This is a genomic window from Herbaspirillum sp. SJZ107, from assembly GCF_006715485.1.
In the GTDB taxonomy this organism is placed as follows: Bacteria; Pseudomonadota; Gammaproteobacteria; order Burkholderiales; family Burkholderiaceae_D; genus Telluria.
In genome coordinates, this window is the sequence record NZ_VFNH01000002.1 from 1,478,928 (window position 1) to 1,505,318 (window position 26,391).

The following is a 26,391-nucleotide window of genomic DNA, read 5'->3' on the forward strand; positions in this document are numbered from 1 at the left end:
TGCATACTGGAGACGCATATGATCAAGATAGGAGTCATCGTCGGGAGCACGCGCCCCGGCCGCAAGGCGCTGGACGTGGCCAACTGGGTGCTGGACATCGCCGGCATGCGCGGCGACGCCATATTCGAACTGGTCGACATCCAGGATTTCAACCTGCCGCTGCTGGACGAACCGGTGCCGCCGTCGATGGGCCAGTACTCGCAGCCGCACACGCTGGCCTGGGCCGCGCGCATCGCCGAGTTCGACGGCTTCGTGTTCGTCACGCCCGAGTACAACCACGCGACCTCGGGCGCGCTGAAGAACGCCATCGATTTCCTGTTCAAGGAATGGAACAACAAGGCCGCCGGCTTCGTCGGCTACGGCAGCATCGGCGGCGCGCGCGCGATCGAGAACCTGCGCCTGGTGATGGGCGAGCTGATGGTGGCCGACGTGCGTGCCCAGGCCATGCTGACCCTGCACGACGATTGGGAACAGTACACCAAGTTCAATCCGCGCGAGCACCACGAGCAGGCGGTCGATGCCATGCTCGACCAGGTGGTGCAGTGGAGCGACGCGCTGAAGCGCTTGCGGGCGCCGGTGGCGTCGGCGGCGGATGAGCCGGAAGGGGCGCCGCCGCACGGCCGCCGCGTGGGCAGCATGTAATCTTTCGCGGGCGGCGCTAGAATCGCCGCCCATGACTCTCTCCACTTATCTACCCGCTGCGCCGCGCCGGGCCGTCTGCCCGGCCTGCCTGCGCGCGCAAAGCGCCTGCATCTGCCGCTGGATCGTGCCGCTCGCCAGCCGCGTCGAACTGCTGGTCCTGCAACATCCGCTCGAAGTGCGCAACGCCAAGAACAGCGCGCGCCTGCTGCACCTGAGCCTGGCCGGCAGCCGGCTCGAGGTGGGCGAAACCTTTTCCGCGAAGGCACTGGACGCCCTGCTGCATGCGGACGGGCGCACGCCGCTGCTGCTGTATCCCGAGACACCGGGCGACGCCTCGCTCGGCATCGCGCCGCCACCGCTGTTGCCATCCGAATCTTTCCTGCATCCGGAACGCCTGCGCCTGGTCGTGCTGGACGCCACCTGGCGCAAGAGCCGCAAGATGCTGTACCTGAACCCGGCGCTGCAGTGCCTGCCGCGGCTGGCCTTGCAGGATGCGCCGCCGAGCGCTTATCGGATTCGCAAGGCGCATGCCCCGCACCAGCTGTCGTCGTTCGAGGCGGCCGTCCATGCGCTTGCTCAACTGGAAGAAAACCCTCTCTATTACCGGCCTCTGCTGGCAGCGTTTGACGGATTTGTGCAACAACAAGCCGCGTGCATACAACAAGTTACATCGCACTTGAACCCTGAATGACATCGGCGTACTATACTGTATAAACATACAGTATTTATAGGAGCGCCGCGTGAATCGTCAAAAAGCCAGCGTGAGCCGTATGGAAGGGCAAGTGATGTTGCCGCTGTTGCCCGTCAGGCCACCGAAGATGCCGTCCCGGCCGTCGCCGGCCCGGCCCGGAGCAGGGGTGGAGACCGTTGCCCGGCCGATGGTCCAGACTGTCGCTTTCAAGGGGCGCGGCGCCGTCAGCAACATGCAGGGCCGCTACGAAGTCAATGCGCGCGAGCGCTTCGACGACGGCTGGAGCGTGCCCGGCGCCGGCGCCGGCGCCGCTTCCGGCAACGATGCGCCGCCCAAGACCGTGGTCAGCGAGGAGTTCGCAAAAAGCATCCTCACCCGCAACAACTCGCCCGACATTCCCTTCGGCGTGTCGCTGAACCCGTACCGCGGGTGCGAGCACGGCTGCATCTATTGCTTCGCGCGGCCTTCGCACAGCTACCTCGGCCTGTCGCCGGGCCTGGACTTCGAAAGCCGCATCTTCGCCAAGGTGAATGCGGCCGACCTGTTGCGCCAGGAACTGGCGCGGCCCGGCTACGTGCCCGAAAACATCGCGATCGGCGTCAACACCGACGCTTATCAGCCGTGCGAACGGGACCGCCGCATCACGCGCGAAGTGCTGGAAGTGCTGAAGGAATGCCAGCACCCCTACGGCCTGATCACCAAGTCGGCGCTGATCGAGCGCGACATCGACCTGATCGCGCCGATGGCCGAGAAAGGCCTGGCCTGCGCCGCCATCACGCTGACCACGCTCGACGGCGAGATCGCCCGCACGCTCGAGCCGCGCGCCGCCGCGCCGTCGCGCCGCCTGCGCGCGATCCGCACGCTGACCGAGGCCGGCATCCCGGTCAGCGTCAGCGTGGCGCCGATCATCCCCTTCGTCACCGAACCGGAAATCGAGCGCATCCTGGAAGCGGCCAAGGACGCCGGCGCCGTCGGCGCCCACTACACGATCCTGCGCATGCCCTGGGAAGTCAACCCGCTGTTCCAGCAATGGCTGCACACCCACTTCCCGGACCGCGCCCAGCGCGTGATGAACCGCATCAAGGACATCCGCGGCGGCAAGGAATACGACAGCGATTTCGCCAAGCGCATGCATGGCGAAGGCATCTGGGCCGACCTGATCCGCCAGCGCTTCACCAAGGCCATCAAGCGCCTCGGCATGGATGGCTATACCGGCCGCTTCAGCCAGCTCGACGGTTCGCAGTTCCGGCGCCCGCTGGTGGTGCCGAAGCCGGCGGTCAAGCCGACCGCGGCTGCGGCAGCGCAGATGGATCTGTTCTGAGATCGCCCGGCACGAGGGAAAAGACGTGGGCGGCCACCGGCGCGCCGTGCAGCACCAGGCGATTGCGCGCCAGGCATTCGTGGACGGCACCGGCCTTGCGCGCCACGCCGAGGCTGGCATCGTTGCCTTCGGCGACGACGATTTCCACCCGCGTCTGGTGCAGGTCGCGAAAGGCATGCTGCGCCAGCGCCACTACCGCGGCGGAGGCAGCGCCTTGCCGCTGTGCCGAGGTGCGCACCCAGTAACCGAGGTTGCACAGGGCGTGCGCCGGATTAAGCTGGTTCAGGCCGGCGCCGCCGACAAACACGCCTTTGCGGAAGATGCCGAACTCGTGACTGCTGCCGTCCGCGCGGGCGGCGTCGCAGGCGGCAAACCAGGCCAGGGCTTGCGCTTCGTCGAAGCCGGACTCGGCCCAGGGCATCCACGGGGCGAGCGTCGCCATCGATTCCTGCACCGCGGCGGCAAAGGCAGGGGCGTCGTCGGCAAGGAAGGAACGGAGCACGAAGCCGGCGCTGGTCAGTTCGGTCATGGTGGCGGCTTGCCGGCATGACACCGGCAATGGTGGCGGTCACACGAGTGTAGCACTGCGGTGTAGCACCGCGACATGATTGCTGAGCTGTAAATGCCGAGTTGTCTGTGGCTGTAGCGTCGGCTAGGATGCGTGTTTTCATCTTCGGACGGCACTATGGTGGAGCAGGTACAACAAGCAGAAACACGGGAAGCGCAGCGCGTGGTCTTCGTCGGCGCCGAGTCGACCGGCAAATCGACCTTGTCGGAGTACCTGGCGCGCGCCTACGGCACCGTCTCCGTTCCCGAGATCGGCCGCTTCATCTGGGAAGAAAAGCAGGGCAGGCTGGATGCCGGCGACTATGTCGAGATCGCCGTCAAGCACCGCCAGGCCGAAGACGCCGCCTTGCCGCATGCGCGCCGCTGGCTGTTCGTCGATACCAATGCACTCACCACGCTGCTACTCGGCATCCAGTTCCGCCAGGTCGGCGATCCGCCGCCGGCCGAGCTGCTGCGCTGCGCCGACGATTGCCGCACCCGCTACGCGCACACCTTCGTCTGCGCCGACGACATCCCTTATGAAGAACAGGACGTGCGCGAGAACGAAGCGTGGCGCGGCCGCATCCAGCGGCTGGTCATCGAGGACCTGCAGGCGCGCGGCATTCTCCATACCGTCGTGCGCGGCAGCGTCGAGCAGCGGGCGGCGCAGGTGCGGCGCGTGCTGAAGGGCAGTAGCGCCTGACGCGGACAGCGCACGCGGCGCGACAGGCGCTTGACTTCATCGAGTTCCAAGTATATCTTAAGATGTATCTTACGATATAAAAGGAAACCTCATGCCACGTCACGACCATCATCACCCGCACCATCACCACGATCATGGCCACCATCACGGTCACCATGAGCATCATGAGCAGCACGCGGCGCCGGACGGTCCGCAGCGCGGTCCCCGCGGCCACGGTCCCGGTCCGCGCGGCGGCCGCGGCGGCGGTTTCGGATTCGACGAAGGCGGTCCACGCGGACGCAAATTGTCGTCCGACGACCTGCAATTGCTGCTGCTGGCCCTGATCGGCGAGCAGCCCAGCCACGGTTACGAACTGATCAAGGCGCTCGAACAGCGTTCCAGCGGTTTCTATGTGCCGAGTCCGGGCATGATGTATCCGGCACTGAGCTGCATGGAAGACCGCGGCCACGTCAGCATCCAGGCCGAAGGCAACCGCAAGCGCTATGCGCTGTCGGACGACGGCCGGGCCCACCTGGAGGCGAATCGCGCGCACGTCGACGGGTTGCTCGCCAAGCTGGACGCCGCCGCCGAAAAGATGCGCCTGATGCGCAGCGCGCTGGCCGAAGGCGGGGAGGACGGCGGCGGCAAGCGCTGGACCGCCGAACTCGCCGACGCCCGCCATGCGCTCAAGCATGCGCTGCAAGAACGCGCCGGGGCGCCGGCCGAAGAGCAGGGGCGCATTGCCGCCATCCTTGCACGCGCTAAGGCCGAGATCGAAGCGGTGCCGGCCGCGGCGCAGCAGTAGGCGTCCGCGCCGCGCGCAGCGCCAGCAGGCGGTCGCGCAGCCGCAGCGCCGGCCGCTCGACGCTCCAGTACAGCAGGGCGGCGACTGCGAGCGCGGCCAGGTTGTACAGGACGAAGGCCGTCAGCGGCGCGGCGGCCGGCATTCCGTCCAGCCGCGCATCCAGCCAGGCATACACCTGCCGGTGCGTCAGGTAGAGGCTGAACGCCAGCAAGGCGGCTTGCCGGCATCCAGGCAGCCGCACACGGGAGAACGGCAGGCGCGGGCTCAGCACTGCCGCGACCAGGCAGGCGAAACCGAGCGCTGCCAGCGGAAACTGGACGACGGCGCCGGTCCGGCCCAGCGGATCGATCGCGATCACGGCGGCGACGCATGCTGCGCCAAGGATCAGCAGCAGGGGCCCCTGGCACTGTACGCGCGCCCACCAGGCCGGGCGGAAGGCGCGCATGGTTGCGAGCAGCACGCCGGCCAGCAAGCCGTCGAGCCGGTGCCAGGTCGGGTCGTAGATCCGTTCGACGTAGCCCGTGATCGCCAGGCCCGGATCGCCGCCCGCGCCGAGATGCGGTGCCACGCTGCGCTGCCAGGTCCAGTCGCGCGACAGCATGCCGCCCACCACCAGCAGTGCTGCAAGCGCAAGCACCTTGCGCGGTCCCGGACGGCGCGCGAGCAGCGTGGCCGCCAGCGGCAACAGCAGATAGAAATGTTCTTCGACGCACAGCGACCACGCGTGCGAATAGGCGCGGGCTCGTTCCCAGTCCGGAAACAGGTTCACCGTGAAGGTGAAGAACTGCCACAGCGGCGGCAAGCGCTCGGCTTCGCGCCATGCCGGCACGGCCAGGTACAGGCCGAGCACCGCCAGGTAGGCCGGCAGCACGCGCAGGGTCCGGCTCAGCATGAAGCCCGGCCAGTCGGGACGTTTGCCGTCGGCGTAGCGGCGCACGACCTGCCAGCCGATCAGGTAGCCGCTCAGCACGAAAAACAGGTCCACGCCCAGCCAGCCATGGTGTCCGAACCCGTCCAGTGCAAAGCCGTGGCTGGCCAGATGGTAGAGCATGACCGTGAGGATGGCGCCGGCGCGCAGCAGGTCGAGGCCGGGCGCACGGCCGCCGGCGGTGGTGTGATTCGTCATGGGACGCGAGTCTAGCCGATGCGGGCAGGGCAAAACGCTGCCATTGTCGTGATTGCCGTATGCTGGCGGCTGTTCCAACAAACGCCAACTAAGCCCAGCCTGCCATGCCAGCCGATCCTGTCGTCGCCACCAGTAAATTGTTGAGTTACGTCCTGCGCCACCGGCCGGACAGCATCGGGCTGTCGCTCGATGCCCATGGCTGGACCGGCGTCGACGCGCTGCTGGAGCGCCTTGCCGCTGCCGGCCACGCGGTCGACCGGGCGCTGCTCGAGCGCGTGGTGGCCGACAACGACAAGCAGCGCTTTGCCTTCAATGACGACCGCACGCGCATTCGCGCCAGCCAGGGCCATTCGATCCAGGTCGACCTGGCGCTGGTCCAGTCCGAGCCGCCGCAGGTGCTGTACCACGGCACCGCCAGCCGCTTCCTGAAATCGATCCTGGCCGAAGGGCTGCGCGCTTCGGGGCGGCATCACGTCCACCTGTCGGCCGATATCGACACCGCCAGGCGGGTCGGGGCACGCCACGGCTTTCCCGCCATCCTGCGCGTCGATACCCGGCGCATGCGCGCCGACGGGCTCGTGTTCTACCGCTCGGACAACGGCGTGTGGCTGACCGAGGCGGTATTGCCGAGATATCTGGAAGTGATGAGCGGGACGTAACGAGCGGCGCCTGACGCCGGCGCGGATCAGCGCTCGCCGGTCGCCGCGGCCAGCAGTTCCAGGGTGTCCGCGGCGCCCATCTTGCGGGCGGCATCGACCATCGAATTGCCGTCGGCATCGCGGTGGAAGGGATCGGCGCCGCGTGCCAGCATCAGGCGGGCGATCTCGACGCGGTTGAACATGACGGCGAACATCAGCGCCGTCTTGCCGTTGGGTCCGGCGTTGTCGACTTGCGCGCCGCGGTCCAGCAGCAGGGTGACGACCGCCAGGTCGCCCTTGAAGGCGGCGCCGGCGAGCGGTGTCTGGCCGGCGTCGTTCATGATTTCCGGGTCGGCGCCATGGTCCAGCAGCACGCGTGCGGCGTCCAGGCGGCCGTGGTAGCAGGCCAGCATCAGCAGGCTGTCGCCGCGCTCGTTGCGCAGGTTGGGCGGCAGGCCGTGGCCCAGGTACATGCCCAGCTCTTCCGCGTCGCCGGCGCGGGCATGGCCGAACACCTTGCGCACGAAGGCGAGGGTATCCTCGTCGAGATCCTTGGGTGTGGCCGGGCGTGCGCTCGGTTGCTGATCCTGATCGTGTTGCTGGTCCTGCTGCTGCATCGTGCTCTCCTGTCGTGCATATCGGCTGAATGTGATGCCAATTAGATCACAAAGCACGGCGCACCGTCCGCGCGCACGGCAGGACGCACCGCCCCCTTGCGCGGATCGGTGCGGCCGGTTCAGGCCTGGAACTCGGCCAGGTGGCGCTCGATCTCAAACACGTGCGGATCGAATTTGCCCAGCTCGCGCAAGGCCCTGGCCAGCTCCAGCAGGTATTCGCTGTTGGGGCCGCTCGGCCCGCGGGCGCCGGCGATCTGGCGCGCGATCTCGCGCTCGCTGGCGGGGCCGAGCCAGGCCGCGTTTTCGTGGGTGGCGATGTAGACGATACCGTGGGCCGCGCTGCCGTCCTCGAAATGGATGTCGGTGGCCAGGCGCAGGTAGCCGTTCTTTTCGCGGTAATCGAGGTGGGCGAATTCCTCGGGCGTGACCAGGTAGGCCATGCCGTGGCAGACGGCGCCGTCCTCGGGCGCCAGGGTGACGACGCGGCCCGGCGCCGTTTCCGTGCCGCGGTGGTCGTGCGAGCCCTGCCAGAAGCGCCGGGTCCAGCCGCCGATGTGCGCCGGGCGCCGCTCGAGGAAGGGGAAGTCGGCCTTGAAGATCAGGGAGCCGTAGCCGAACAGCCAGACGCTGTCGTGGCCGTCGAACCGGTCCATGCGCTGATTGATCGCGATGGTGTTGTGAGACATCGTGCCTGTATGCGGTGACGTGAGATGGCCACATTCTAGCGCGGCGGTTGACGATGCAGCGTGGGTGGTCATGCTTGCAATGTTCGCAAGCGCACGGTCGGAACTGGCGATCGTCTGGCTCAATAGCGTTTGTGCAACGCGACACAGGCCGGGGCAGCATTTTTGAAGGATTGTTCTAATTCCCGGCGCAGGGTACGCAGTACAAAAAAACCGTTTGTACGAACGTTCGTTTTCAGTTGTAATAGCGGCAATAATTGCAACTATGAAAGAAAAAGCATGAAACTCGCTACCCTGAAGACCGGCGGCCGCGACGGTACGCTGGTCGTGGTCAGTCGTGACCTGGTCACTTGCCAGGCGGTGCCCGGCATCGCGCCTACCCTGCAGGCTGCGCTAGATGACTGGGAGCGCGTCGCGCCGCAGCTGCGTGCCGTCTACGAAGTGCTGAATGCCGGCACCGCGCCGGACGCCGCCTCCTTCATCGAGCAGGAATGCGCGTCGCCGCTGCCGCGCGCCTTCCAGTGGGCCGACGGTTCGGCCTACATCAACCACGTGGAGCTGGTGCGCAAGGCGCGCGGCGCCACGGTGCCGCCGTCCTTCTATACCGATCCGCTGATGTACCAGGGCGGGTCCGATTCCTTTGCCGGGCCGTGCGATCCGATCGCCGTGCTGTCCGAGGACTGGGGCGTCGACCTCGAGGCCGAAGTGGCGGTCGTCACCGGCGACGTGCCGATGGGCGCCACGCTCGAGCAGGCCGCGGCCGCCGTGCGCCTGGTCATGCTGGTCAACGACGTTTCGCTGCGCAACCTGATTCCAAAGGAACTGGAGAAGGGCTTCGGCTTCTTCCAGTCGAAACCGGCCAGCGCGTTCTCGCCGGTCGCGGTCACGCCGGACGAACTCGGCAGCGCCTGGCACGACAGCAAATTGCGCCTGCCGCTGCAAGTCACGCTCAATGGCGAACCCTTCGGCCGCCCCAACGCGGGCGACGACATGACGTTCAGCTTCGCCCAGCTGATCGCGCACGCGGCCACAACGCGCGAACTGGTGGCCGGCAGCATCATCGGCTCCGGCACGGTCTCCAACAAGCAGGGCAGCCTGCATGGCTCGAGCATCGCCAACGGCGGTGTCGGCTATTGCTGCCTGGCCGAGCTGCGCATGTACGAAACCATCGAGCAGGGCGCGCCGCAGACGGCGTACCTGCGTTTCGGCGACACGGTCCGCATCGAGATGACGGGCGCGGACGGCGCGAGCATATTCGGGGCGATCGACCAGGAGGTCGCCCACTATCACGGGAGGAAAGAATGAGGCTTTACACGTATTTCCGCAGCTCTGCCGCCTACAGGGTGCGCATCGCCCTGAACCTGAAGGGACTGGCGTACGAAGCGATCCCGGTGCACCTGCTGCGCGACGGCGGCGAGCAGCTGCAGACGCAGTACCGCGCCATCAATCCGAGCGGGCTGGTGCCGGCCTTTCAGGACGATTACCTGACGCTGACCCAGTCGATGGCGATCCTGGAATACCTCGAGGACGAGCATCCGAAGGTGCCGCTGATGCCGAAGAACGCCGCCGGGCGCGCGCGCGTGCGCGAACTGGCGCAGATCGTCGCCTGCGACATCCACCCGGTCAACAACCTGCGCGTGCTGCGCTACCTGACGGACGAGCTGAAGGTGAGCGAGGAGGTCAAGAAAGAGTGGTACCGCCACTGGCTGGTCAGCGGTCTCGAGGTGCTGGAAACCCACCTGGCGCGCGACCCGAGTTCCGGCCCGCTGTGTCACGGCCACACCCCGACCATCGCCGACTGCTGCCTGGTGCCGCAGGTGTACAACGCCCAGCGCCACGGCATCGACGTGTCGATCTACCCGCACATCGCGCGCATCAATGCGCTGTGCAGCGAGATGCCGGCCTTCGTTGCGGCGCATCCGTCGAACCAGCCGGACGCGGAGTAAGGTCGCTGCATATCAGCGTCGCCCCCGCGAAGGCGGAACAGTGCCATCGGCACTGTTCCCCCAAGTTTACACTGCGTAAACGCGTGGTATCAATGCCGCGTCTCGGTCCCCACGGTCGACCGGTCCGGCTCCGCCGGCGTCGAAATCTCTTCCAGCGTATGGTCGATCCCGGCCGAATGCTTGGCCGCCATGTCGCCCAGCGACACGATACCGATCACTTCCTGCGATTGCCGGTCCAGCACCGGCAGCCGCCGGATCTGGACGTCGCCCATCTGGTCCAGCACTTCGTCGACGCTCTGGTCCGGCGCGCAGGTGCGCACGTCGACGCTCATCACGTCGCCCACGCGGGTCTGGCCGGGGGCCTGGCCGGCGGCGGTCGAGCGTACCGTGATGTCGCGGTCGGTGATCATGCCGACCAGCTTGCGGCCGTCGAGCACGGGAATCGCGCCGACGTTCAGTTCATCCATCATCTGGGCGGCGCGCTGCACGGTTTCCTGCGGCGCGATGCTTTGCACGTCGCGGGTCATCACATCCTGAATGGTTTGCATTTGCCTCTCCTTGTCAACAGGGTTCAACCGGCAAAATCATGCGCCGATTCCTGAAATCCGGACGCCACCTTGACGTGCGGAACAGCTCGCGAAAAAAGCCGTGCGCGCGGCTTGCGAACGGCCGGCTCGGCTACAATCTGGCTCCCTTCAGCCCACGCTTTGCGCCATGCCAGAGTCCACCGCAGTGTCTACCGTCCCCGCCGCCATCCTCGACGCCCTGCAACTGGCCGACGCATCCTGGCGCCCGCACCTGGCCGCGGGCCTGGAAGCGATGATGCGCGCCACGCCCGACTACCTGCCGGCGCTGGCCGGCGACGATTACCTGCCGACCGGCGGCCGCCTGTTCGCCGCGTTCTCGCTGCCGCTGGACCGGGTGCGCTACGTGCTGGTGGGGGAGGGGCCGTATCCGCGCGCGGAAAGCGCGACCGGCGTCTGTTTCATGGATGGGGCGGTGGGCGAGCTATGGTCGGACACCGGCCTGTCGAAGCCGGTCAACCGTGCGACTTCGTTGCGCAACTTCATGAAGATGCTGCTGGTGGCCGACGGCAGCCTGCAGGCCGACGATACCGGCGGCGCCGCGCTGGCGCCGATCGCCAGGGCGGCGCGTGCGGGCGGCGCGATCCAGACCCTGGCCGAACTGCAGGACAAGCTGCTCGGCCAGGGCTTCCTGCTGCTGAATGCCTCGCTGGTGTTCCGCAAGCACGTCGCCCCGGTTATCGATGCGCGCGCCTGGGTGCCGTTCCAGCAAGCGGTGTTCGCGGCCCTGGCCGCATGCCGGGACAAGCCGACCCTGGTCTTGTGGGGCAAGATCGCCGAGCAACTTAAAAAAGTGCCGGAAAGCGAGGTTTTCCCCAAGATCCAGGCCGAGCACCCGTACAACCTCAGCTTCATCGGCCACGAAGGCATGCACCGGCTGTTCGGTCCGATGCGGCTGCTGCGCAAGGATTGAAGTGCACCCCTGCCGTGCGCAGCCGCCCTGGGCCTGGGCAAGGGCCGCCACATTGTTGTGCAAATTACAATTTAAGATATGCGGTAATAATTCACAGACAAGTTTGTGAAATCTAGTGCATTTGATTAATTGACATAGAGTACACGTCCTCGCAGCATGGGGAAGCCGGTCGCCGCTAGGGGCAGCCTGCGCATCCATCCACCATCCACGAGGAACACATGAAGACAGCACTTGCCGGGCTCGCACTCACTCTCCTGTCCGCCCTGACGACGGCCAACGCAGGCACGACCGTCGACTTTTCGCATGGGTTGCAGGGCTGGGACAACCAGCCGGCCTATGACGGCGAGGCCGGTGCCTGGATCGATTCGTCCTACGGTTCGCCGGCGCTGCACACGATCAATCCGGAGACCTTCGGCATGACCTGGTCGAACAGCACGAATCCGGCCTTCGTCGGCAACTACGGCGCCTCGCCGTCGGTCACGCTCGGCATCGACATCCTGACCAACTCGATCGTCTACTGGGGCACCGGCATGGAAGTGACGCGCAACCTGGTGGTCGAGCTGCGCGACTACGACAACCCGTACCAGGGCATGCCTTACACCAGCGTCTGGTACAACCTGGGCACGATCGGCGCCGGCATGGGCTGGCAGCATTTCGAGGTGACCATCGGCGATACCGGGTCGAACGCGCTGCCGGGCGGCTGGGGCGGCTATGGTATCGACGATACCGAAACCGGCGGCGTGCCGGCGCTGCCGCCGGACCGCAGCTTCGCCGACGTCCTGGCCAGCGTCGACGAGATCGCCTTCACGACCTACGTGCCGGGCTATTTCTACGGCTGGACGGGGTATGACGTGGTGGTCGACAACCTCTCGGTCGCCGCCGCCGCGGCCGAGGTACCGGAACCGGGCAGCCTGGCGATGCTGGCCGGCGGCCTCGGCATGCTGGGCCTGGCGCGGCGCCGCCGTACGACGGGTGCGCACAGCCGCACTTGAGATTTGCAGTGGTAAACAAATGTGAAGGGTAGGGTATCGCGCCCTGCGCTTGCGGCCCGGTCAGTGGCAGATCGGGCCGTTTTGCATTTTGGGGGCGCCAAGACAAACACCGCCGAATGCGCTATACTTGACTAAATCAATCAACTAATCAGGTTTTTATCTCGATGTCCACAAGACATTGCAAGCTGAGCGGTTGAAGAGAAGCAAGATTTTAACACTTGTATGGAAACCAAACCGGGGTTGTGATGCGTCTGACCACCAAAGGCCGTTTTGCTGTAACTGCGATGATCGATCTTGCCCTGCGCCAGGGCAACGGTCCGGTCACGCTGTCGGGCATCAGCCAGCGCCAGGCCATTTCGCTGTCCTACCTGGAGCAGCTGTTCGGCAAGCTGCGCCGGCACGAGATCGTCGAGTCGGTGCGTGGTCCCGGCGGCGGCTACAGCCTGGCGCGCAGTGCCGAAAAGGTGACCGTGGCCGACATCATCATCGCCGTCGACGAGCCGCTCGATGCGACCCAGTGCGGCGGCAAGGAAAACTGCCACGGCGCGGATGCCGCCGCCGGCACGCGCTGCATGACCCACGAGCTGTGGGCCACGCTCAACGCCAAGATGGTGGACTATCTCGATTCGGTGACCCTGCATGACCTGGTCGAACAGCAAAAGCTGAAAGAACAGAAAGAACAGAACGTCGTGGTGATGCACCGCCACGCCGCCGTCGGACAAAACTGAAGAGCAAACTGGAGTGAACTGATGAACGCGCCTTTGGACAAAAAAATCGAGCAGAGCTTCGTGACTGCGCCTCATTTCCCGATCTACATGGACTATTCGGCCACCACGCCGATCGATCCACGCGTCGCCGACAAGATGATTCCGTTCCTGCGCGAGCAGTTCGGCAATCCGGCGTCGCGCAGCCACGCCTACGGCTGGAGTGCCGAGGCGGCGGTCGAGGAAGCGCGCGCCAACGTCGCGGCCCTGGTCGGCGCCGACCCGCGCGAGATCATCTGGACCTCCGGCGCCACCGAATCGAACAACCTGGCGATCAAGGGTGCCGCCCACTTCTACCAGTCGAAGGGCAAGCACATCATCACCGTCAAGACCGAGCACAAGGCCGTGCTGGACACCGTGCGCGAACTCGAGCGCGAAGGTTTCGAAGCGACCTACCTCGAACCGCAGGAAAACGGCCTGATCACGCTCGCGCAGCTGGAAGCCGCGATGCGCCCGGATACCATCCTGGTCTCGGTGATGCTGGTGAATAACGAGATCGGCGTGGTCCAGCCGATCAAGGAAATCGGCGAACTGTGCCGCTCGAAAGGCATCATCTTCCACAGCGACGCGGCCCAGGCCACCGGCAAGGTCCACATCAACCTGGCCGACCTGAAAGTCGACCTGATGAGCTTCAGCGCGCACAAGACCTACGGTCCGAAGGGCATCGGCGCCCTGTACGTGCGCCGCAAGCCGCGCGTGCGCCTGGAAGCCCAGATGCACGGCGGCGGCCACGAGCGCGGCCTGCGCTCGGGCACGCTGGCACCGCACCAGATCGTCGGCATGGGCGAAGCCTTCCGCATCGCCCGCGAAGAGATGGACACCGAACTGGCAAAGACCAAGGCGCTGCGCGACCGCCTGGCCAAGGGCCTGATGGAGATCGAAGAGGTCTACGTCAACGGCGACATGGAAAACCGCGTGCCGCACAACCTGAACGTCTCGTTCAACTTCGTCGAAGGCGAGTCGCTGATCATGGCGGTCAAGGATATCGCCGTATCGTCGGGTTCGGCCTGCACCTCGGCCTCGCTGGAACCGTCGTACGTGCTGCGCGCCCTGGGCCGCAGCGACGAACTGGCGCACAGCTCGATCCGCTTCACCATCGGCCGTTTCACGACCGAGGAAGACATCGACTTCGCGGTCGAGCTGCTGAAGGCGAAAGTCGGCAAGCTGCGCGAACTGTCGCCGCTGTGGGACATGCACAAGGAAGGGATCGACCTGAATTCGATCCAATGGGCAGCACACTAATCACCGCATACGAATTCTAGGAGAACCACCATGGCATATTCCGATAAAGTCCTCGACCACTACGAAAACCCGCGCAACGTCGGCGCCTTCGACAAGAACGCCGACGATGTCGGCACCGGCATGGTCGGCGCCCCGGCCTGCGGCGACGTGATGAAGCTGCAGATCAAGGTCAACGAAGCCGGCGTCATCGAAGACGCGAAGTTCAAGACCTACGGCTGCGGTTCGGCGATCGCGTCGAGCTCGCTGGTGACCGAATGGGTCAAGGGCAAGTCGCTGGACGAGGCGCTGGCCATCAAGAACACCCAGATCGCCGAAGAACTGGCGCTGCCGCCGGTGAAGATCCACTGCTCGATCCTGGCAGAGGACGCGATCAAGGCGGCCGTGGCCGACTACAAGACCAAGCACGCGACCGAAGTCAAAGCCGCGTAATGGTAGGGTGGACGAGGACGCCTAGTCGGCTTCGCCGTCCACCCTACGTAGCAAACGTAATTAAGCTGGAGATAGAAACAATGGCAATCACCCTGACCGAAAAAGCCGCCCGTCACATCACCCGTTACCTCGAACGCCGGGGCAAGGGTGTCGGCTTGCGTTTCGGTGTGCGCACCACGGGCTGCTCCGGCCTGGCCTACAAGCTGGAATACGTCGACGAGCCGGCGGGCGAGGACAACATCTTCGAATCGCACGGCGTGAAGGTGTTCGTCGATCCGAAGAGCCTGCCGTACATCGACGGCACCGAACTCGATTTCGCCCGCGAAGGCCTGAACGAAGGCTTCCGCTTCAACAACCCGAACGTCAAGGACAATTGCGGTTGCGGCGAGAGCTTCCGTATCTGAGCGCAGAGTCGTCATCCACGATGCAGAATCACTTCGAGCTGTTCCAACTCCCGGCCCGCTTCGACGTCGACATGGACGCGCTGGACGCGGCCTACCGCGAAGTCCAGGGCCGTGTCCACCCGGACCGTTTCGTGAACGCCAGCGACGCCGAGAAGCGCGTCGCGATGCAGTGGGCGACGCGCGCCAACGAGGCCTACCAAACGCTGCGCAATCCGCAAAAGCGCGCACAATACCTGTGCGAATTGAACGGCGTCGACCTGCAGACCGAGTCCAACACGGCGATGCCGATGGATTTCCTGATGCAGCAGATGGAGCTGCGCGAGGCCCTGGCCGACGCGCGCGCATCGAAGGACGCCGGCGCGCTGGACGAACTCGACGCCCAGGTGCGCGCGGAGCGCAAGGGGCGCCTGGCCCAGGTCGGCAAGCTGCTGGACGCCGGCGACTACCAGAACGCGGCCCAGGGCGTGCGCGCGCTGATGTTCCTCGACAAGTTCGGCGACGAATTGCATTACGCGTTCGAGGCACTTGACTCGTAATCCGGCGTCGTAATCCGCCCGCGTGCCTGCGCGCGCGGGCACCTCTAATAAAAACACCCAGGTAACACGATCATGGCACTCTTGCAGATTTCCGAACCCGGCATGTCGACCGCCCCGCACCAGCACCGCCTGGCAGTGGGCATCGACCTCGGCACCACCAATTCCCTCGTCGCCACCGTCCGCAACAGCATCCCGGAAGTGCTCAGCGACGAGGAGGGCCGCTCGCTGCTGCCGTCGATCGTGCGTTACCTGCCGAACGGCCACGCCAACATCGGCTTCAAGGCCCAGGCGGCCCGCACCACCGACCCGAAGAACACCATCGTCTCGGTCAAGCGCTTCATGGGGCGCGGCCTGAAGGACATCGCGCACGCCGAGAACATGCCCTACGACTTCGTCGACGGACCCGGCATGGTGCAGCTGAAAACCGTCGCCGGCGTGAAAAGCCCGGTCGAGACCTCGGCCCAGATCCTGGCCACGCTGCGCCAGCGCGCCGAAGATGCGCTGGGCGACGAACTGGTCGGCGCCGTGATCACCGTGCCGGCCTACTTCGACGATGCCCAGCGCCAGGCGACCAAGGATGCGGCCCAGCTGGCCGGCCTGAACGTGCTGCGCCTGCTGTCCGAGCCGACCGCGGCCGCCATCGCCTATGGCCTCGACCATGGCAAGGAAGGCGTGTTCGCCGTGTACGACCTGGGCGGCGGCACCTTCGACATCTCGATCCTCAAGTTGTCGAAAGGCGTGTTCGAAGTGCTGTCGACCGGCGGCGACTCGGCCCTGGGCGGCGACGATTTCGACCAGCGCCTGTTCTGCCACATCACCCAGCAGGCCGGCCTGTCTCCGCTGTCCGACGTCGATACCGCGACCCTGATGGTCAAGGCGCGCCAGGCCAAGGAGCTGCTGTCGACGAATGCCGAGACCACGGTCGAGGCGATCCTGAAGTCGGGCGAACTCGTGCAGGTGACCGTCACCGCCGAGACCTTCGCCGAGATCACCCAGCCGCTGGTGGCGAAAACCATGAACGCGATCCGCAAGGCGATGCGCGATGCCGACGTGACGGTCGAAGACGTCGACGGCGTGGTGCTGGTCGGCGGCGCCACGCGCATGCCGCACATCCGCCGCGCGGTGGGCGACTACTTCAAGACCATCCCGCACGCCAACATCGACCCGGACAAGGTGGTGGCGCTGGGCGCCGCCGTGCAGGCCAACCTGCTGGCCGGTAACCGCGCCGCCGGCGACGACTGGCTGCTGCTGGACGTGACCCCGCTGTCGCTCGGCATCGAAACCATGGGCGGCCTGGTCGAGAAGATCATTCCGCGCAACTCGACCATCCCGTGCGCCCGCGCCCAGGAATTCACGACCTTCAAGGATGGCCAGACTGCGCTGGCCGTGCATGTGGTGCAGGGCGAGCGCGAGCTGGTGGCGGACTGCCGTTCGCTGGCGCGCTTCGAGCTGCGCGGCATCCCGCCGATGGCGGCCGGTGCGGCGCGCATCCGCGTGACCTACCAGGTCGATGCCGACGGGCTGCTGTCGGTGTCGGCGCGCGAGACGCGCTCGGGCGTGGAAGCCTCGATCACGGTCAAGCCGTCCTACGGCCTGGGCGACGACGAGGTGGCGCGCATGCTGCAGGACTCGTACACTGCCGCCTCGAGCGACATGGCGGCGCGTGCCCTGCGCGAAGAACAGGTCGAGGCCGAGCGCATCCTGCTGGCGACCCAGTCGGCGCTGGAACTCGATGCCGACCTGCTGAGCGAGGAAGAGCGCGCGGCGATCGCGGCGCTGGAAGAGGGCGTGCGCGCGGCGCAGGTCCGCTCGGGCGACGAGACGGTCGGCCACGACGAGCGCCAGAACAAGCTGCACGATGCGGTGCAGGCACTGGCGCACGGGACCGAGGAATTCGCGGCAAGGCGCATGGACAAGAACGTGCGCAAGGTGCTGGCGGGGAAATCGCTGGATCAGGTATAAAACAAATCAAAGAGGTCAAGAAGTGCCACAAATCGTCATCCTTCCCCATCCCGTGTTCTGCCCCGAAGGCGCCGTCCTCGACGGCCAGCAGGGCAAGTCGATCTGCGACACCCTGCTCGAGAACGACATCGACATCGAACACGCCTGCGACCGCGTGTGCGCCTGCACCACCTGCCACGTGATCGTGCGCGAAGGTTTCGATTCGCTGAACGAGCAGGAAGAAAAAGAAGAAGACATGCTCGACAAGGCCTGGGGCCTGGAGCCGAATTCGCGCCTGTCGTGCCAGGCCATCATCGCGGAGGAAGACCTGGTGGTCGAGATCCCGAAATACACGATCAACCACGCAGCCGAAAAGAACCATTGACGGCACGACCCATGAAAAAGCAAGCCCCCGCGCCCACGATCTACGAGCAGCTCCCCGAGATCAAGCCCGGCCAGTCGATCGAGCTGCTCAAGGAGCTGCACATCCTCACGCGCGAGGGCAAGCTGAACCAGGACAGCCGGCGCAAGCTGAAGCAGGTCTACCACCTGGTCCAGTTCATCGAGCCGCTGGTGAAGGACGTGCAGCAGGACCACCCGAACGTGACCCTGGTCGACCACGGCGCCGGCAAATCCTACCTCGGCTTCATCCTGTACGACCTGCTGTTCAAGGGCAAGGGCGACGATTCGCACATCTACGGCATCGAGACCCGCGAAGAGCTGGTGCAGAAGTCGACCGAGCTGGCGCAGCGCCTGGCGTTCCCGGGCATGTCCTTCCTGAACCTGTCGGTCGCCGACTCCACCGTCTCCGGGCAGCTGCCGCCGACCATCGACGTGGTCACCGCGCTGCACGCCTGTAACACCGCCACCGACGACGCCATCGACTTCGCGCTCAAGAAGCATGCGAAGCACATCGTGCTGGTGCCGTGCTGCCAGGCCGAGATCGCGTCGGTGCTGCGCAAGAACAAGGGCAAGGACCTGGGCCGCAGCGTGCTCACCGAGATCTGGCGCCATCCGATCCACACGCGCGAGTTCGGCAGCCAGATCACCAACGTGCTGCGCTGCCTGCAGCTGGAGGCGCATGGCTACCAGGTCACGGTGACGGAACTGGTCGGCTGGGAGCACTCGATGAAGAACGAGCTGATCGTCGCGACCTACAAGAACCTGCCGCGCAAGCGGCCCGCCGAGCGCCTGCAGCAGGTGCTGGCCGAGCTGGGACTGGAAGAGATGGCCCAGCGTTTCTATACCGAATCGAAATCCGCAGCACTCACCGACTGATAGAGCCCATGAGCGAACAACACTGGATCGACCTGCGCAGCGACACCGTCACCCAACCCTCCGCCGCCATGCGTGCCGCCATGGCGGCCGCGCCGGTGGGCGACGACGTGTACGGCGACGACCCTACCGTCAACCGCCTGCAGGATTTCGCGGCCGACCTGTTCGGCTTCGAAGCCGGCATGTTCGCACCGTCGGGCACGCAGACCAACCTGATCGCGCTGATGACCCACTGCGGCCGCGGCGACGAATACCTGGTCGGCCAGGAAGCGCACACCTATAAATATGAAGGCGGCGGCGCCGCGGTGCTGGGCAGCATCCAGCCGCAGCCGATCGCCAACCAGGCGGACGGTTCGATCGCAGTCAGCGACATCGCGGCCTACATCAAGCCGGACGACATGCACTTCGCGCGTTCGCGCCTGCTGGCGCTGGAAAACACCATCGGCGGCCGCGTGCTGCCGCAGGATTACGTCAAGGCCGCGACCGACTTCGCGCATGCGAAAGGCCTGGCGACCCACCTCGACGGCGCCCGCGTCTGCAACGCCGCCGTCAAGAACGGCACCAGCCTGCGCGCCGCCGTCGCCGGTTTCGACACCGTCTCGGTGTGCCTGTCGAAAGGCCTGGGCGCGCCGGTCGGTTCGGTGCTGCTGGGACCGAAAGCCTTCATCGAGCAGGGCAAGCGCTGGCGCAAGATGTTGGGCGGCGGCATGCGCCAGGCCGGCGTGATCGCGGCCGCGGCCCACCATGCGCTGGAACACAACGTCGAGCGCCTGGCCGAGGATCACCAGAACGCACTCGACCTGTCGCAGGGCCTGGGCCGCATCGAAGGCCTGAGCGTGACCACGCCGCAGACCAACATCTTCTACGTCGAGATCCCGGAAGCGGCCTGCGCGCCGCTGCGCGAAGCGCTGGCCGCGCAGGGCATCCGCGCCTCGATCGGCCCGCACACGCGCCTGGTGACGCACCTGGACGTGTCGCAGGCCGACGTGCGCAAGGTCATTGCCGCGTTCGAAGCCTTCTTCAAGGATTGGCGCGCCTGATGACCGAACTCGAACATGGCGACGGCGACAGCGTCCGCCTGGCCAAGCGCGTTGCGGCGCAACTGGGCTGCTCGCGCGCCGAGGCCGAGCGCTACATCGCCGGCGGCTGGGTCAGCGTCGACGGCACGGCCGAGGAAGATCCGGCCACGCGCGTGACGCCGGAACAGCAGGTCGCGCTGCTGCCCGGCGCCACCGCCGAGGAACCGCTGCCGGTGACGATCCTGCTGCACAAGCCGGCCGGCGTCGGCACCACGGCGGCGCTGGCGGCGCTGGGTGCGGAGACGCAGTCCGGCAACGGGCGCTTCCTCAAGCGCCACCTCCATAAGCTGGTCCTGGCGACGCCGCTGGAAACCGCGGCCAGCGGGCTGGTCGTATTCACCCAGGACTGGCGCGTGCAGCGCAAGCTGGTCGAGGATGGCGCGCGGATGGAGCACGAGTACGTGCTCGAAGTCGTGGACGAATACATCAGCGAAAACGCGCTCGCCGCCATGAACGCGGCGGGCACGCCGGCTGCGCCGATCAAGGTCAGCCGCCAGAGCGAGACGCGCCTGCGCATCGCCGGCAAGGGCATTCGCGCCGGGCGCATCGAGGTCATGTGCAAACAGGCCGGCCTGGCGTTCAAGTCGCTGCGGCGCCTGCGCATCGGCCGTGTGGCACTGTCCAGCCTGCCGGCCGGGCAGTGGCGCTACCTGCAGGAATTCGAGCGCTTTTAAGAGGCTTCGGCGGCCGGGGGTGTCGGGCCCGGCGCCAGGGTGGATGCCGGCTTCGGCATCGACACCAGCCGCGTGCCCGCCAGCCGGTCATGCAGGAAGCGCCGGTCCTTGTCGAACAGGGCCGTCATGGCCCATGCCGCCACGCCGATCGCGAGTACGGCGGCCATCGTCCCCTTGCCATGCAGGCCGAACGCGGCGCACACCAGCAGCGCCGGCGCGAACCAGCCCCAGGCCAGCAGGTAGCGCAGCACGGCCGTGCGCAGCGGCACGCGCGCACCGCCGTCAGTCATCAGGCGCAGGCGCCAGGTCTTCATCGCCAGCGTGTGGCTGCTGCCGGTCCAGGCGTGGATGAAGTAGGCGCCGGTGACGAGGAACAGCCAGGCCTTCAGGCCGTGGTCGAACAGCGGCCCGTGGCGGTTCTGCGTGGCCAGCATCCACACCACCACCGCCAGCGCTTCCACCGACAGCACCAGGAAAATCTCGTAGACCATGGCGATCATGCGGCGTCTGATGCTGGGTGGCGTGTCCATGCGGCCTCTCAGGCGTTGTTCGGTGTGATGCCCCAGTTGGCGGGGGCCGGGTTGTCCTGCTGGGCCGGCGGTGTCGGTGCCGGCGGGGTGGTGGCGGGCGGTGCCGACGGCGCGGCAGCGGGCGTGCCCGGCGCCGGCGCGCTCACGCAGGGCGGCGTCGCCGACACGCTGTTGCGCACCGTGCCGGCAGGGCAGGCGCTGGCGCCCTGGCCGAGCGGCGCGACGACCTTGGCATTGGCTTGCGAAGGCACCACGGCCGGGGCCTTGCGGGTGGCGGCGGAGGCGGCCAGCTTGCGCTTTTGCTCGTCGGGCAGCTGCAGGTAGCTTTCCCAGCTCGCGGCTTTCTGGTCGGGGGCGATCTTGCGCGTGCGCGAGTAGGTCTCGCGCGCCAGTTCGCGCTGCGCCGGGGTCAGCTTGACCCAGGCGCGCATGCGCTCGTGCACGCGCTGCTGTTCTTCCGGCTTCATGGCGCCGAAGCGGCTGGCCAGCTGCAGCCAGCGCTGGCGGCGCACGCCGTCCATCGCATCCCACTCGCCCTGCAGCGGCTGCAGCGCCTGCTGCTGGGCCGGGGTGAGGGTGCGCCAGGCCGGCTTGTCGCCGGTAGTGCGTCCCTGCGCTCCAGCCTTGCCGGCAAGCGCCGGCGCGCTGGACGCGGCCGCGCCGGCACCGGAGGCAGTGCCGTCCGATGCGCCATCGTGGCGATCGCGCTGGCAGCCGACGGCGAGCACCAACACAAGGGCTGCGCCTGCTGCGCCGAAGGCAGCGGCTTTACGCTTGTTTGCCGTCATCCTTTACTGGGCTCGCTGCGGTTGTTGCAGGTTCTGTTGCTGTTGTACCAGGTAGGCGTTGAAGCCGTGGTCGGTGTAGGCGGTCAGCGGCAGTTCGTCGGACAGCACGGCGGCATCCAGCTCGGCCAGTTCGGCGCCGCGCTGTTCCTGCTGGTACTGGTAGATGCCGACCAGGCCGGCGACCATGGCGACCAATGGCGCGACCGTGGCGACGCGTGCCACCCAGGGCGTCGAGAATATTGTGGTCAGCCTGGAAACATCGAACAGCGGACGGCGCTGCGCCTGCAGCTGCTGCTGCGACGGCGCGTCGGCCTTCTTGCGCGCCAGCGCGCGTGCGCGTGCAGCGGCCAGGCGATCGGTGGTCGAGGCCGGCAGCTCGTCGAGCGTATCGTTCAGGGCATGGCGGATCTTGTACGCCAGGTTGATGTCGTCGGTGTTCATAATTTTATTCCCTTGGCCTCGAGAGCTTTCGCAAGGGTATGCGTAGCGCGAGAGCAGTGCGTTTTCACGCTGCCCTCGGAGCATCCCATCGCTTGGGCCGTTTCGGCCACGTCCATGTCCTGCCAGTAACGCATAAGGAAGGCTTCCCGTTGACGCGCCGGCAGCTTTTGTATCTCTTCTTCGATCAGGCGCAGGGTTTCGGCGCGTTCCACCTGGTCCGCGCTCGACGCGGCCGCCGCCGTTCCTTCCTCGGCTTCGTAGGATTCGAGTATATCAAAGTCCTCGTCCTCGTCTTCCCGCCGACCGAGGCCGCCAAACAGGCTGATCCAGGTATTCCGGACCTTCTCGCGCCGGAAATAATCGAGGATGGTGGTTTGCAGAATGCGCTGGAACAGCATCGGCAATTCCGCCGCCGGCTTGTCGCCGTATTTCTCTGCCAGCTTGATCATGGCGTCCTGAACGATGTCGAGGGCTGCCTCGTCCTTGCGGACTGCGTACGCCGCCTGCTTGAAGGCGCGCCGCTCGACACTCTCGAGGAAGTCGTTGAGTTCTTTGTCAGTGGCCATGCGATGAAAGGTGGTGCACGGCGCGTTGCTGTGCTTTGCCTGTGCTTTACGGAAAACTTTCGAATGCTAGCAAAAATCGGGGCAGGCCGCACCGGAAACCGGCAGCCGCACCGCATGTTGGCGTGCAAAATTATCATGAACAGAGGAAATACGGCGCTAGAATAGTTGCAACATCAACGGGGCGGAGATGGAAATGCTGCGGCTGCTTGGAAAAGACACGTCGATCAACGTGCGCAAGGTCTTGTGGACCTGCGCCGAACTCGGCATCGAATACCAGCGCGAAGACTGGGGCCTGCCGTTCCGCTCGCCCGCGGAGCCGGCATTCCTGGCGCTGAATCCGAATGCGATGGTGCCGGTCATCGTCGACAGCGACGGTACGGTGCTGTGGGAATCGAACACGATCTGCCGTTACCTCGCGGGGCGCTACGGCGACGGCAGCCTGCTGCCGCGCGACGCGGTGGCGCGTGCCCGCGTCGAGCAGTGGATGGACTGGCAGGCCGGCGAACTCAACAATTCCTGGCGCTATGCCTTCATGGCGCTGGTGCGCAACAGCCCGGCACACGCCGACGCCGCCCAGGTCGAGCACAGCATCGCGCAATGGAACCGCCACATGGGCATCCTCGAGCGCCAGCTGGACCGGACCGGCGCGTATGCGGCCGGCGCGGATTTTTCGCTGGCCGACATCGTGCTCGGCCTGTCGGCCAACCGCTGGCTGATGACGCCGATGGCGCGCCCGGACACGCCGGCGCTGCAGGCCTGGCTCGACCGGCTGCGCCGGCGCCCGGGGTGCCTTGCCTTCGCGCTGAACGGGACACCCTGACGCGGTGACCCGGCCCGTTGCACCAAAAAAGGCATTTTCCCACTTTGGGCTTGACCGGAATGGTGCAACGCAGTAAGGTATGGAACGCTTTGCAACCCCGAAGCTTTTTGTCAAGCCAGGCCGGCACACAAGGCCGCTCTCGGCATGACGCGCTTTCACATGTAGGCAGTTTGCTCCAACCCGCGCCACAAGCGCGAGAGATACGCATGCCGCTTCAGTAACTCACGCCAAACGAGTTTGCGCCCAGCGCCGGTTCGCACGCTACCTACGGATAGCGGAAAAGCCGATGTGACCGCAGAAAGAAGGGAAGCATGAGCACTGTTGCGTGACATCCGTCTCTCGTCAGGAACGAGCATCCGATCAATCTCCCTCTGGGTCTTGAAAGGAAAGACGTATATGAGCAACGACGCAACAGCTCCCATCACGGGCGCCGAGATACTCGTGCGCTGCCTGGCCGAAGAAAACGTGAAACACGTGTTCGGCTATCCGGGCGGTGCCGTCCTGTATATCTACGACGCCATCTTCAAGCAGGACAAATTCCAGCATATCCTGGTGCGCCACGAACAGGCGGCCATCCATGCGGCCGATGCCTATTCGCGCAGCTCCAACGAAGTCGGCGTGGCCCTGGTCACCTCCGGCCCGGGCGTCACCAATGCCGTCACCGGCCTGTCGACCGCGTACATGGACTCGATCCCGATGGTCGTGATTTCCGGCCAGGTGCCGACCCACGCAATCGGCCAGGACGCCTTCCAGGAATGCGACACCGTCGGCATCACCCGCCCTGTGGTCAAGCACAACTTCCTGGTCAAGGACGTGCGCGACCTGGCAGCCACGGTCAAGAAAGCCTTCTATATTGCCCGTACCGGCCGTCCAGGCCCGGTGCTGGTCGACATCCCGAAGGATGTCAGCATGCAGAAGGCGATGTACGCGTATCCGCGCGAGATCGAGATGCGCTCGTACAAGCCGGTCGACAAAGGCCATGCCGGCCAGATCCGCAAGGCGGTGCAACTGCTGCTGCAGGCCGAACGCCCGATGATCTATACCGGCGGCGGCGTGATCCTGGCCAACGCATCGAACGAACTGAACCGGCTGGTCGACAAGCTCGGCTTCCCGGTCACGAACACCCTGATGGGCCTCGGCGCCTACCGCGCGTCCAGCGGCCATTTCGTCGGCATGCCGGGCATGCACGGCACCTATGAAGCGAACATGGCGATGCAGCATTGCGACGTCCTGATCGCGATCGGCGCCCGCTTCGACGACCGCGTGATCGGCAATCCGCGCCACTTCGCCACCAATCCGCGCAAGATCATCCACATCGACATCGACCCGTCGTCGATCTCGAAGCGGGTGAAGGTCGACATCCCGATCGTCGGCAACGTCAAGGACGTGCTGGTCGAGCTGCTGTCGCAGCTGGATGCTGCCGAAGCGACCCCGGGCGGCGGCAAGCCCAACGCCCCGGCGCTGCAGAAATGGTGGCAGCAGATCGGCGAATGGCGCGGCCGCGAGTGCCTGAAGTACCCGACCTCGAACGAAGTCATCAAGCCGCAATCGGTGGTCGAGACGCTGTGGCAGGTGACCGGCGGCGACGCCTTCGTCACCTCCGACGTCGGCCAGCACCAGATGTGGGCGGCCCAGTACTACCCGTTCAACAAGCCGCGCCGCTGGATCAATTCGGGCGGCCTGGGCACGATGGGCGTGGGCCTGCCGTACGCGATGGGCGTGCAGATGGCGAACCCGGGCGCGACGGTGGCCTGCGTCACCGGCGAGGGCTCGATCCAGATGAACATCCAGGAACTGGCTACCTGCAAGCAGTACCACCTGACGCCGAAGATCATCCTCCTGAACAACCGCTTCCTGGGCATGGTGCGCCAGTGGCAGGAACTCGACTACAACTCGCGCTACTCCGAGTCGTACATGGATTCGCTGCCCGATTTCGAAAAGCTGGCCGAGGCCTACGGCCACGTCGGCATGCGCATCGAAAAGCCGGGCGACGTCGAAGGCGCGATGCGCGATGCCTTCGCCATGAAGGACCGCCTGGTGTTCATGAACTTCATCACCGACCGCAGCGAGAACGTCTGGCCGATGGTCAAGACGGGCAAGGGCCTGTCGGAGATGCTGCTGAGCGCGGAGGACCTGTAATGCGCCACATTATTTCCGTCCTGCTCGAAAACGAAGCGGGCGCCCTGTCGCGCGTGGTCGGCCTGTTCTCCGCACGCGGCTACAACATCGAGACCCTGACCGTGGCCCCGACCGAAGACGCGACGCTGTCGCGCATGACGATCGTGACCACCGGTTCGGACGACATCATCGAGCAGATCACCAAGCACCTGAACCGCCTGATCGAGGTGGTGAAGGTGGTCGACCTGACCGAAGGCCAGCACATCGAGCGCGAGCTCATGCTGATCAAGGTGAGGGCGGTCGGCAAGGAGCGCGAAGAAATGAAGCGCACCGCCGACATCTTCCGCGGCCGCATCATCGACGTGACCGAGAAGACCTACACGATCGAGCTGACCGGGGCGAAATCCAAGCTGGATGCCTTCATCGATGCCATCGACCGCGCTTCGATCCTCGAGACCGTCCGTACCGGCGGTTCGGGCATCGGCCGCGGCGAACGCATCCTGAAAGTCTGACCAAACCAAAACGTAGGGTGCTGTCGACCCAAGGGGGCGCGACAGCAAAGGTGCCACGCGTGATGCGGGCACCAACACATACAACC

The 26,391-nt window shown here is 65.9% G+C and carries 32 protein-coding genes; 23 read left to right on the forward strand and 9 right to left on the reverse strand.

What is annotated here, in order from left to right; genetic code table 11:
• Positions 1-18 precede the first annotated feature (18 nt).
• The 3 genes from FBX97_RS16325 to FBX97_RS16335 all read left to right on the forward strand — a co-directional run bounded on the left by FBX97_RS16325 (position 19) and on the right by FBX97_RS16335 (position 2,654).
• Entirely contained in the window at positions 19-642 is a 624-nt protein-coding gene (locus FBX97_RS16325; protein ID WP_141833362.1) for an NADPH-dependent FMN reductase, read from the forward strand.
• A 31-nt stretch (positions 643-673) separates the two neighbouring features.
• Positions 674-1,333: a tRNA-uridine aminocarboxypropyltransferase gene (locus tag FBX97_RS16330; protein ID WP_141833364.1), complete on the forward strand. Its 660-nt coding sequence runs from the start codon at positions 674-676 to the stop codon at positions 1,331-1,333.
• Between the two features lie 187 nt (positions 1,334-1,520).
• Positions 1,521-2,654 carry a PA0069 family radical SAM protein gene (locus tag FBX97_RS16335; RefSeq protein WP_255517533.1) on the forward strand — a complete coding sequence of 378 codons (1,134 nt, stop codon included), beginning with the start codon at positions 1,521-1,523 and terminating at the stop codon, positions 2,652-2,654.
• On the opposite strand, the gene FBX97_RS16340 is transcribed toward FBX97_RS16335, so the two are convergent.
• The gene (locus FBX97_RS16340) at positions 2,611-3,183 is read right to left on the reverse strand and encodes a GNAT family N-acetyltransferase (RefSeq protein WP_141833366.1); all 573 of its coding nucleotides are present in this window, start codon (positions 3,181-3,183) and stop codon (positions 2,611-2,613) included. The genes FBX97_RS16335 and FBX97_RS16340 overlap by 44 nt on opposite strands.
• 132 nt (positions 3,184-3,315) lie before the next feature.
• On the opposite strand from FBX97_RS16340, the gene FBX97_RS16345 reads away from it, so the two are divergent.
• Together FBX97_RS16345 and FBX97_RS16350 are read left to right on the forward strand one after the other, a co-directional pair.
• Positions 3,316-3,903 (forward strand): AAA family ATPase, encoded by a 588-nt coding sequence (locus FBX97_RS16345; protein WP_255517490.1) that lies wholly within the window; start codon positions 3,316-3,318, stop codon positions 3,901-3,903.
• A gap of 91 nt (positions 3,904-3,994) precedes the next feature.
• Entirely contained in the window at positions 3,995-4,687 is a 693-nt protein-coding gene (locus FBX97_RS16350) for a PadR family transcriptional regulator (RefSeq protein ID WP_141833368.1), read from the forward strand.
• Here FBX97_RS16350 and FBX97_RS16355 read toward each other — a convergent pair.
• Positions 4,644-5,813 (reverse strand): acyltransferase, encoded by a 1,170-nt coding sequence (locus FBX97_RS16355; protein WP_141833370.1) that lies wholly within the window; start codon positions 5,811-5,813, stop codon positions 4,644-4,646. The genes FBX97_RS16350 and FBX97_RS16355 overlap by 44 nt on opposite strands.
• 104 nt (positions 5,814-5,917) lie before the next feature.
• Between FBX97_RS16355 and FBX97_RS16360 the strand changes: the two genes are divergently transcribed.
• Positions 5,918-6,472 (forward strand): RNA 2'-phosphotransferase, encoded by a 555-nt coding sequence (locus FBX97_RS16360; protein ID WP_141833371.1) that lies wholly within the window; start codon positions 5,918-5,920, stop codon positions 6,470-6,472.
• A 26-nt stretch (positions 6,473-6,498) separates the two neighbouring features.
• Here FBX97_RS16360 and FBX97_RS16365 read toward each other — a convergent pair whose 3' ends face one another.
• Positions 6,499-7,068, reverse strand: coding sequence for an ankyrin repeat domain-containing protein (locus FBX97_RS16365; RefSeq protein WP_141833373.1), 570 nt, complete (start codon positions 7,066-7,068; stop codon positions 6,499-6,501).
• Between the two features lie 119 nt (positions 7,069-7,187).
• A complete protein-coding gene (locus tag FBX97_RS16370; protein WP_141833375.1) occupies positions 7,188-7,754 on the reverse strand; it encodes a gamma-glutamylcyclotransferase in 567 nt (188 codons plus the stop codon).
• 276 nt (positions 7,755-8,030) lie between these two features.
• Between FBX97_RS16370 and FBX97_RS16375 the strand changes: the two genes are divergently transcribed.
• Complete coding sequence (locus FBX97_RS16375; protein WP_141833377.1) at positions 8,031-9,056, forward strand: fumarylacetoacetate hydrolase family protein; 1,026 nt, start codon at positions 8,031-8,033, stop codon at positions 9,054-9,056.
• A complete protein-coding gene (gene maiA / locus FBX97_RS16380) occupies positions 9,053-9,697 on the forward strand; it encodes a maleylacetoacetate isomerase (protein ID WP_141833379.1) in 645 nt (214 codons plus the stop codon). Before FBX97_RS16375 ends, maiA begins: the two co-directional genes overlap by 4 nt.
• Before the next feature lie 89 nt (positions 9,698-9,786).
• Here maiA and FBX97_RS16385 read toward each other — a convergent pair whose 3' ends face one another.
• The gene (locus FBX97_RS16385; RefSeq protein WP_185748610.1) at positions 9,787-10,245 is read right to left on the reverse strand and encodes a CBS domain-containing protein; all 459 of its coding nucleotides are present in this window, start codon (positions 10,243-10,245) and stop codon (positions 9,787-9,789) included.
• Between the two features lie 166 nt (positions 10,246-10,411).
• Between FBX97_RS16385 and FBX97_RS16390 the strand changes: the two genes are divergently transcribed.
• The 12 genes from FBX97_RS16390 to FBX97_RS16445 all read left to right on the forward strand — a co-directional run bounded on the left by FBX97_RS16390 (position 10,412) and on the right by FBX97_RS16445 (position 20,530).
• Positions 10,412-11,194 carry a uracil-DNA glycosylase gene (locus FBX97_RS16390; RefSeq protein WP_141833381.1) on the forward strand — a complete coding sequence of 261 codons (783 nt, stop codon included), beginning with the start codon at positions 10,412-10,414 and terminating at the stop codon, positions 11,192-11,194.
• Between the two features lie 218 nt (positions 11,195-11,412).
• Complete coding sequence (locus FBX97_RS16395) at positions 11,413-12,186, forward strand: PEP-CTERM sorting domain-containing protein (RefSeq protein WP_141833383.1); 774 nt, start codon at positions 11,413-11,415, stop codon at positions 12,184-12,186.
• Between the two features lie 245 nt (positions 12,187-12,431).
• Complete coding sequence (gene iscR, locus FBX97_RS16400; RefSeq protein ID WP_141833385.1) at positions 12,432-12,914, forward strand: Fe-S cluster assembly transcriptional regulator IscR; 483 nt, start codon at positions 12,432-12,434, stop codon at positions 12,912-12,914.
• Between the two features lie 21 nt (positions 12,915-12,935).
• A complete protein-coding gene (locus FBX97_RS16405; protein ID WP_141833387.1) occupies positions 12,936-14,192 on the forward strand; it encodes an IscS subfamily cysteine desulfurase in 1,257 nt (418 codons plus the stop codon).
• A gap of 30 nt (positions 14,193-14,222) precedes the next feature.
• Positions 14,223-14,621, forward strand: coding sequence for a Fe-S cluster assembly scaffold IscU (iscU, locus tag FBX97_RS16410; protein WP_141833389.1), 399 nt, complete (start codon positions 14,223-14,225; stop codon positions 14,619-14,621).
• Between the two features lie 80 nt (positions 14,622-14,701).
• Positions 14,702-15,025, forward strand: coding sequence for an iron-sulfur cluster assembly protein IscA (gene iscA / locus FBX97_RS16415; RefSeq protein ID WP_141833391.1), 324 nt, complete (start codon positions 14,702-14,704; stop codon positions 15,023-15,025).
• Positions 15,026-15,045: 20 nt separating this feature from the next.
• Positions 15,046-15,561 (forward strand): Fe-S protein assembly co-chaperone HscB, encoded by a 516-nt coding sequence (hscB, locus tag FBX97_RS16420; RefSeq protein ID WP_141833393.1) that lies wholly within the window; start codon positions 15,046-15,048, stop codon positions 15,559-15,561.
• Positions 15,562-15,633: 72 nt separating this feature from the next.
• Complete coding sequence (gene hscA, locus FBX97_RS16425) at positions 15,634-17,523, forward strand: Fe-S protein assembly chaperone HscA (RefSeq protein WP_141833395.1); 1,890 nt, start codon at positions 15,634-15,636, stop codon at positions 17,521-17,523.
• 22 nt (positions 17,524-17,545) lie between these two features.
• Entirely contained in the window at positions 17,546-17,887 is a 342-nt protein-coding gene (gene fdx / locus FBX97_RS16430) for an ISC system 2Fe-2S type ferredoxin (RefSeq protein ID WP_141833396.1), read from the forward strand.
• 11 nt (positions 17,888-17,898) lie between these two features.
• Positions 17,899-18,780 carry an SAM-dependent methyltransferase gene (locus FBX97_RS16435; RefSeq protein ID WP_141833397.1) on the forward strand — a complete coding sequence of 294 codons (882 nt, stop codon included), beginning with the start codon at positions 17,899-17,901 and terminating at the stop codon, positions 18,778-18,780.
• An 8-nt stretch (positions 18,781-18,788) separates the two neighbouring features.
• Complete coding sequence (gene ltaE, locus FBX97_RS16440; protein ID WP_141833399.1) at positions 18,789-19,817, forward strand: low-specificity L-threonine aldolase; 1,029 nt, start codon at positions 18,789-18,791, stop codon at positions 19,815-19,817.
• Positions 19,817-20,530 carry an RNA pseudouridine synthase gene (locus tag FBX97_RS16445; RefSeq protein WP_141833401.1) on the forward strand — a complete coding sequence of 238 codons (714 nt, stop codon included), beginning with the start codon at positions 19,817-19,819 and terminating at the stop codon, positions 20,528-20,530. The genes ltaE and FBX97_RS16445 overlap by 1 nt, the downstream gene beginning before the upstream one ends.
• Here the strand turns inward: FBX97_RS16445 and FBX97_RS16450 are convergent.
• Genes FBX97_RS16450 through FBX97_RS16465 form a run of 4 tightly spaced genes read right to left on the reverse strand, consistent with a single transcriptional unit; the run spans position 20,527 to position 22,855 of the window.
• Complete coding sequence (locus FBX97_RS16450; protein ID WP_141833404.1) at positions 20,527-21,060, reverse strand: RDD family protein; 534 nt, start codon at positions 21,058-21,060, stop codon at positions 20,527-20,529. The two genes, FBX97_RS16445 and FBX97_RS16450, sit on opposite strands and share 4 nt — an antisense overlap.
• A gap of 8 nt (positions 21,061-21,068) precedes the next feature.
• A complete protein-coding gene (locus FBX97_RS16455) occupies positions 21,069-21,794 on the reverse strand; it encodes a DUF3106 domain-containing protein (RefSeq protein WP_255517491.1) in 726 nt (241 codons plus the stop codon).
• 57 nt (positions 21,795-21,851) lie between these two features.
• The gene (locus FBX97_RS16460; protein ID WP_141833406.1) at positions 21,852-22,289 is read right to left on the reverse strand and encodes a DUF3619 family protein; all 438 of its coding nucleotides are present in this window, start codon (positions 22,287-22,289) and stop codon (positions 21,852-21,854) included.
• The gene (locus tag FBX97_RS16465; RefSeq protein WP_141833408.1) at positions 22,286-22,855 is read right to left on the reverse strand and encodes an RNA polymerase sigma factor; all 570 of its coding nucleotides are present in this window, start codon (positions 22,853-22,855) and stop codon (positions 22,286-22,288) included. The genes FBX97_RS16460 and FBX97_RS16465 overlap by 4 nt, the downstream gene beginning before the upstream one ends.
• A gap of 193 nt (positions 22,856-23,048) precedes the next feature.
• On the opposite strand from FBX97_RS16465, the gene FBX97_RS16470 reads away from it, so the two are divergent.
• The 3 genes from FBX97_RS16470 to ilvN all read left to right on the forward strand — a co-directional run bounded on the left by FBX97_RS16470 (position 23,049) and on the right by ilvN (position 26,305).
• Positions 23,049-23,675: a glutathione S-transferase family protein gene (locus FBX97_RS16470; RefSeq protein ID WP_141833410.1), complete on the forward strand. Its 627-nt coding sequence runs from the start codon at positions 23,049-23,051 to the stop codon at positions 23,673-23,675.
• Between the two features lie 396 nt (positions 23,676-24,071).
• A complete protein-coding gene (locus FBX97_RS16475; RefSeq protein ID WP_141833412.1) occupies positions 24,072-25,814 on the forward strand; it encodes an acetolactate synthase 3 catalytic subunit in 1,743 nt (580 codons plus the stop codon).
• The gene (ilvN, locus tag FBX97_RS16480) at positions 25,814-26,305 is read left to right on the forward strand and encodes an acetolactate synthase small subunit (protein WP_028104341.1); all 492 of its coding nucleotides are present in this window, start codon (positions 25,814-25,816) and stop codon (positions 26,303-26,305) included. Before FBX97_RS16475 ends, ilvN begins: the two co-directional genes overlap by 1 nt.
• The last annotated feature ends 86 nt before the right edge of the window (positions 26,306-26,391 follow it).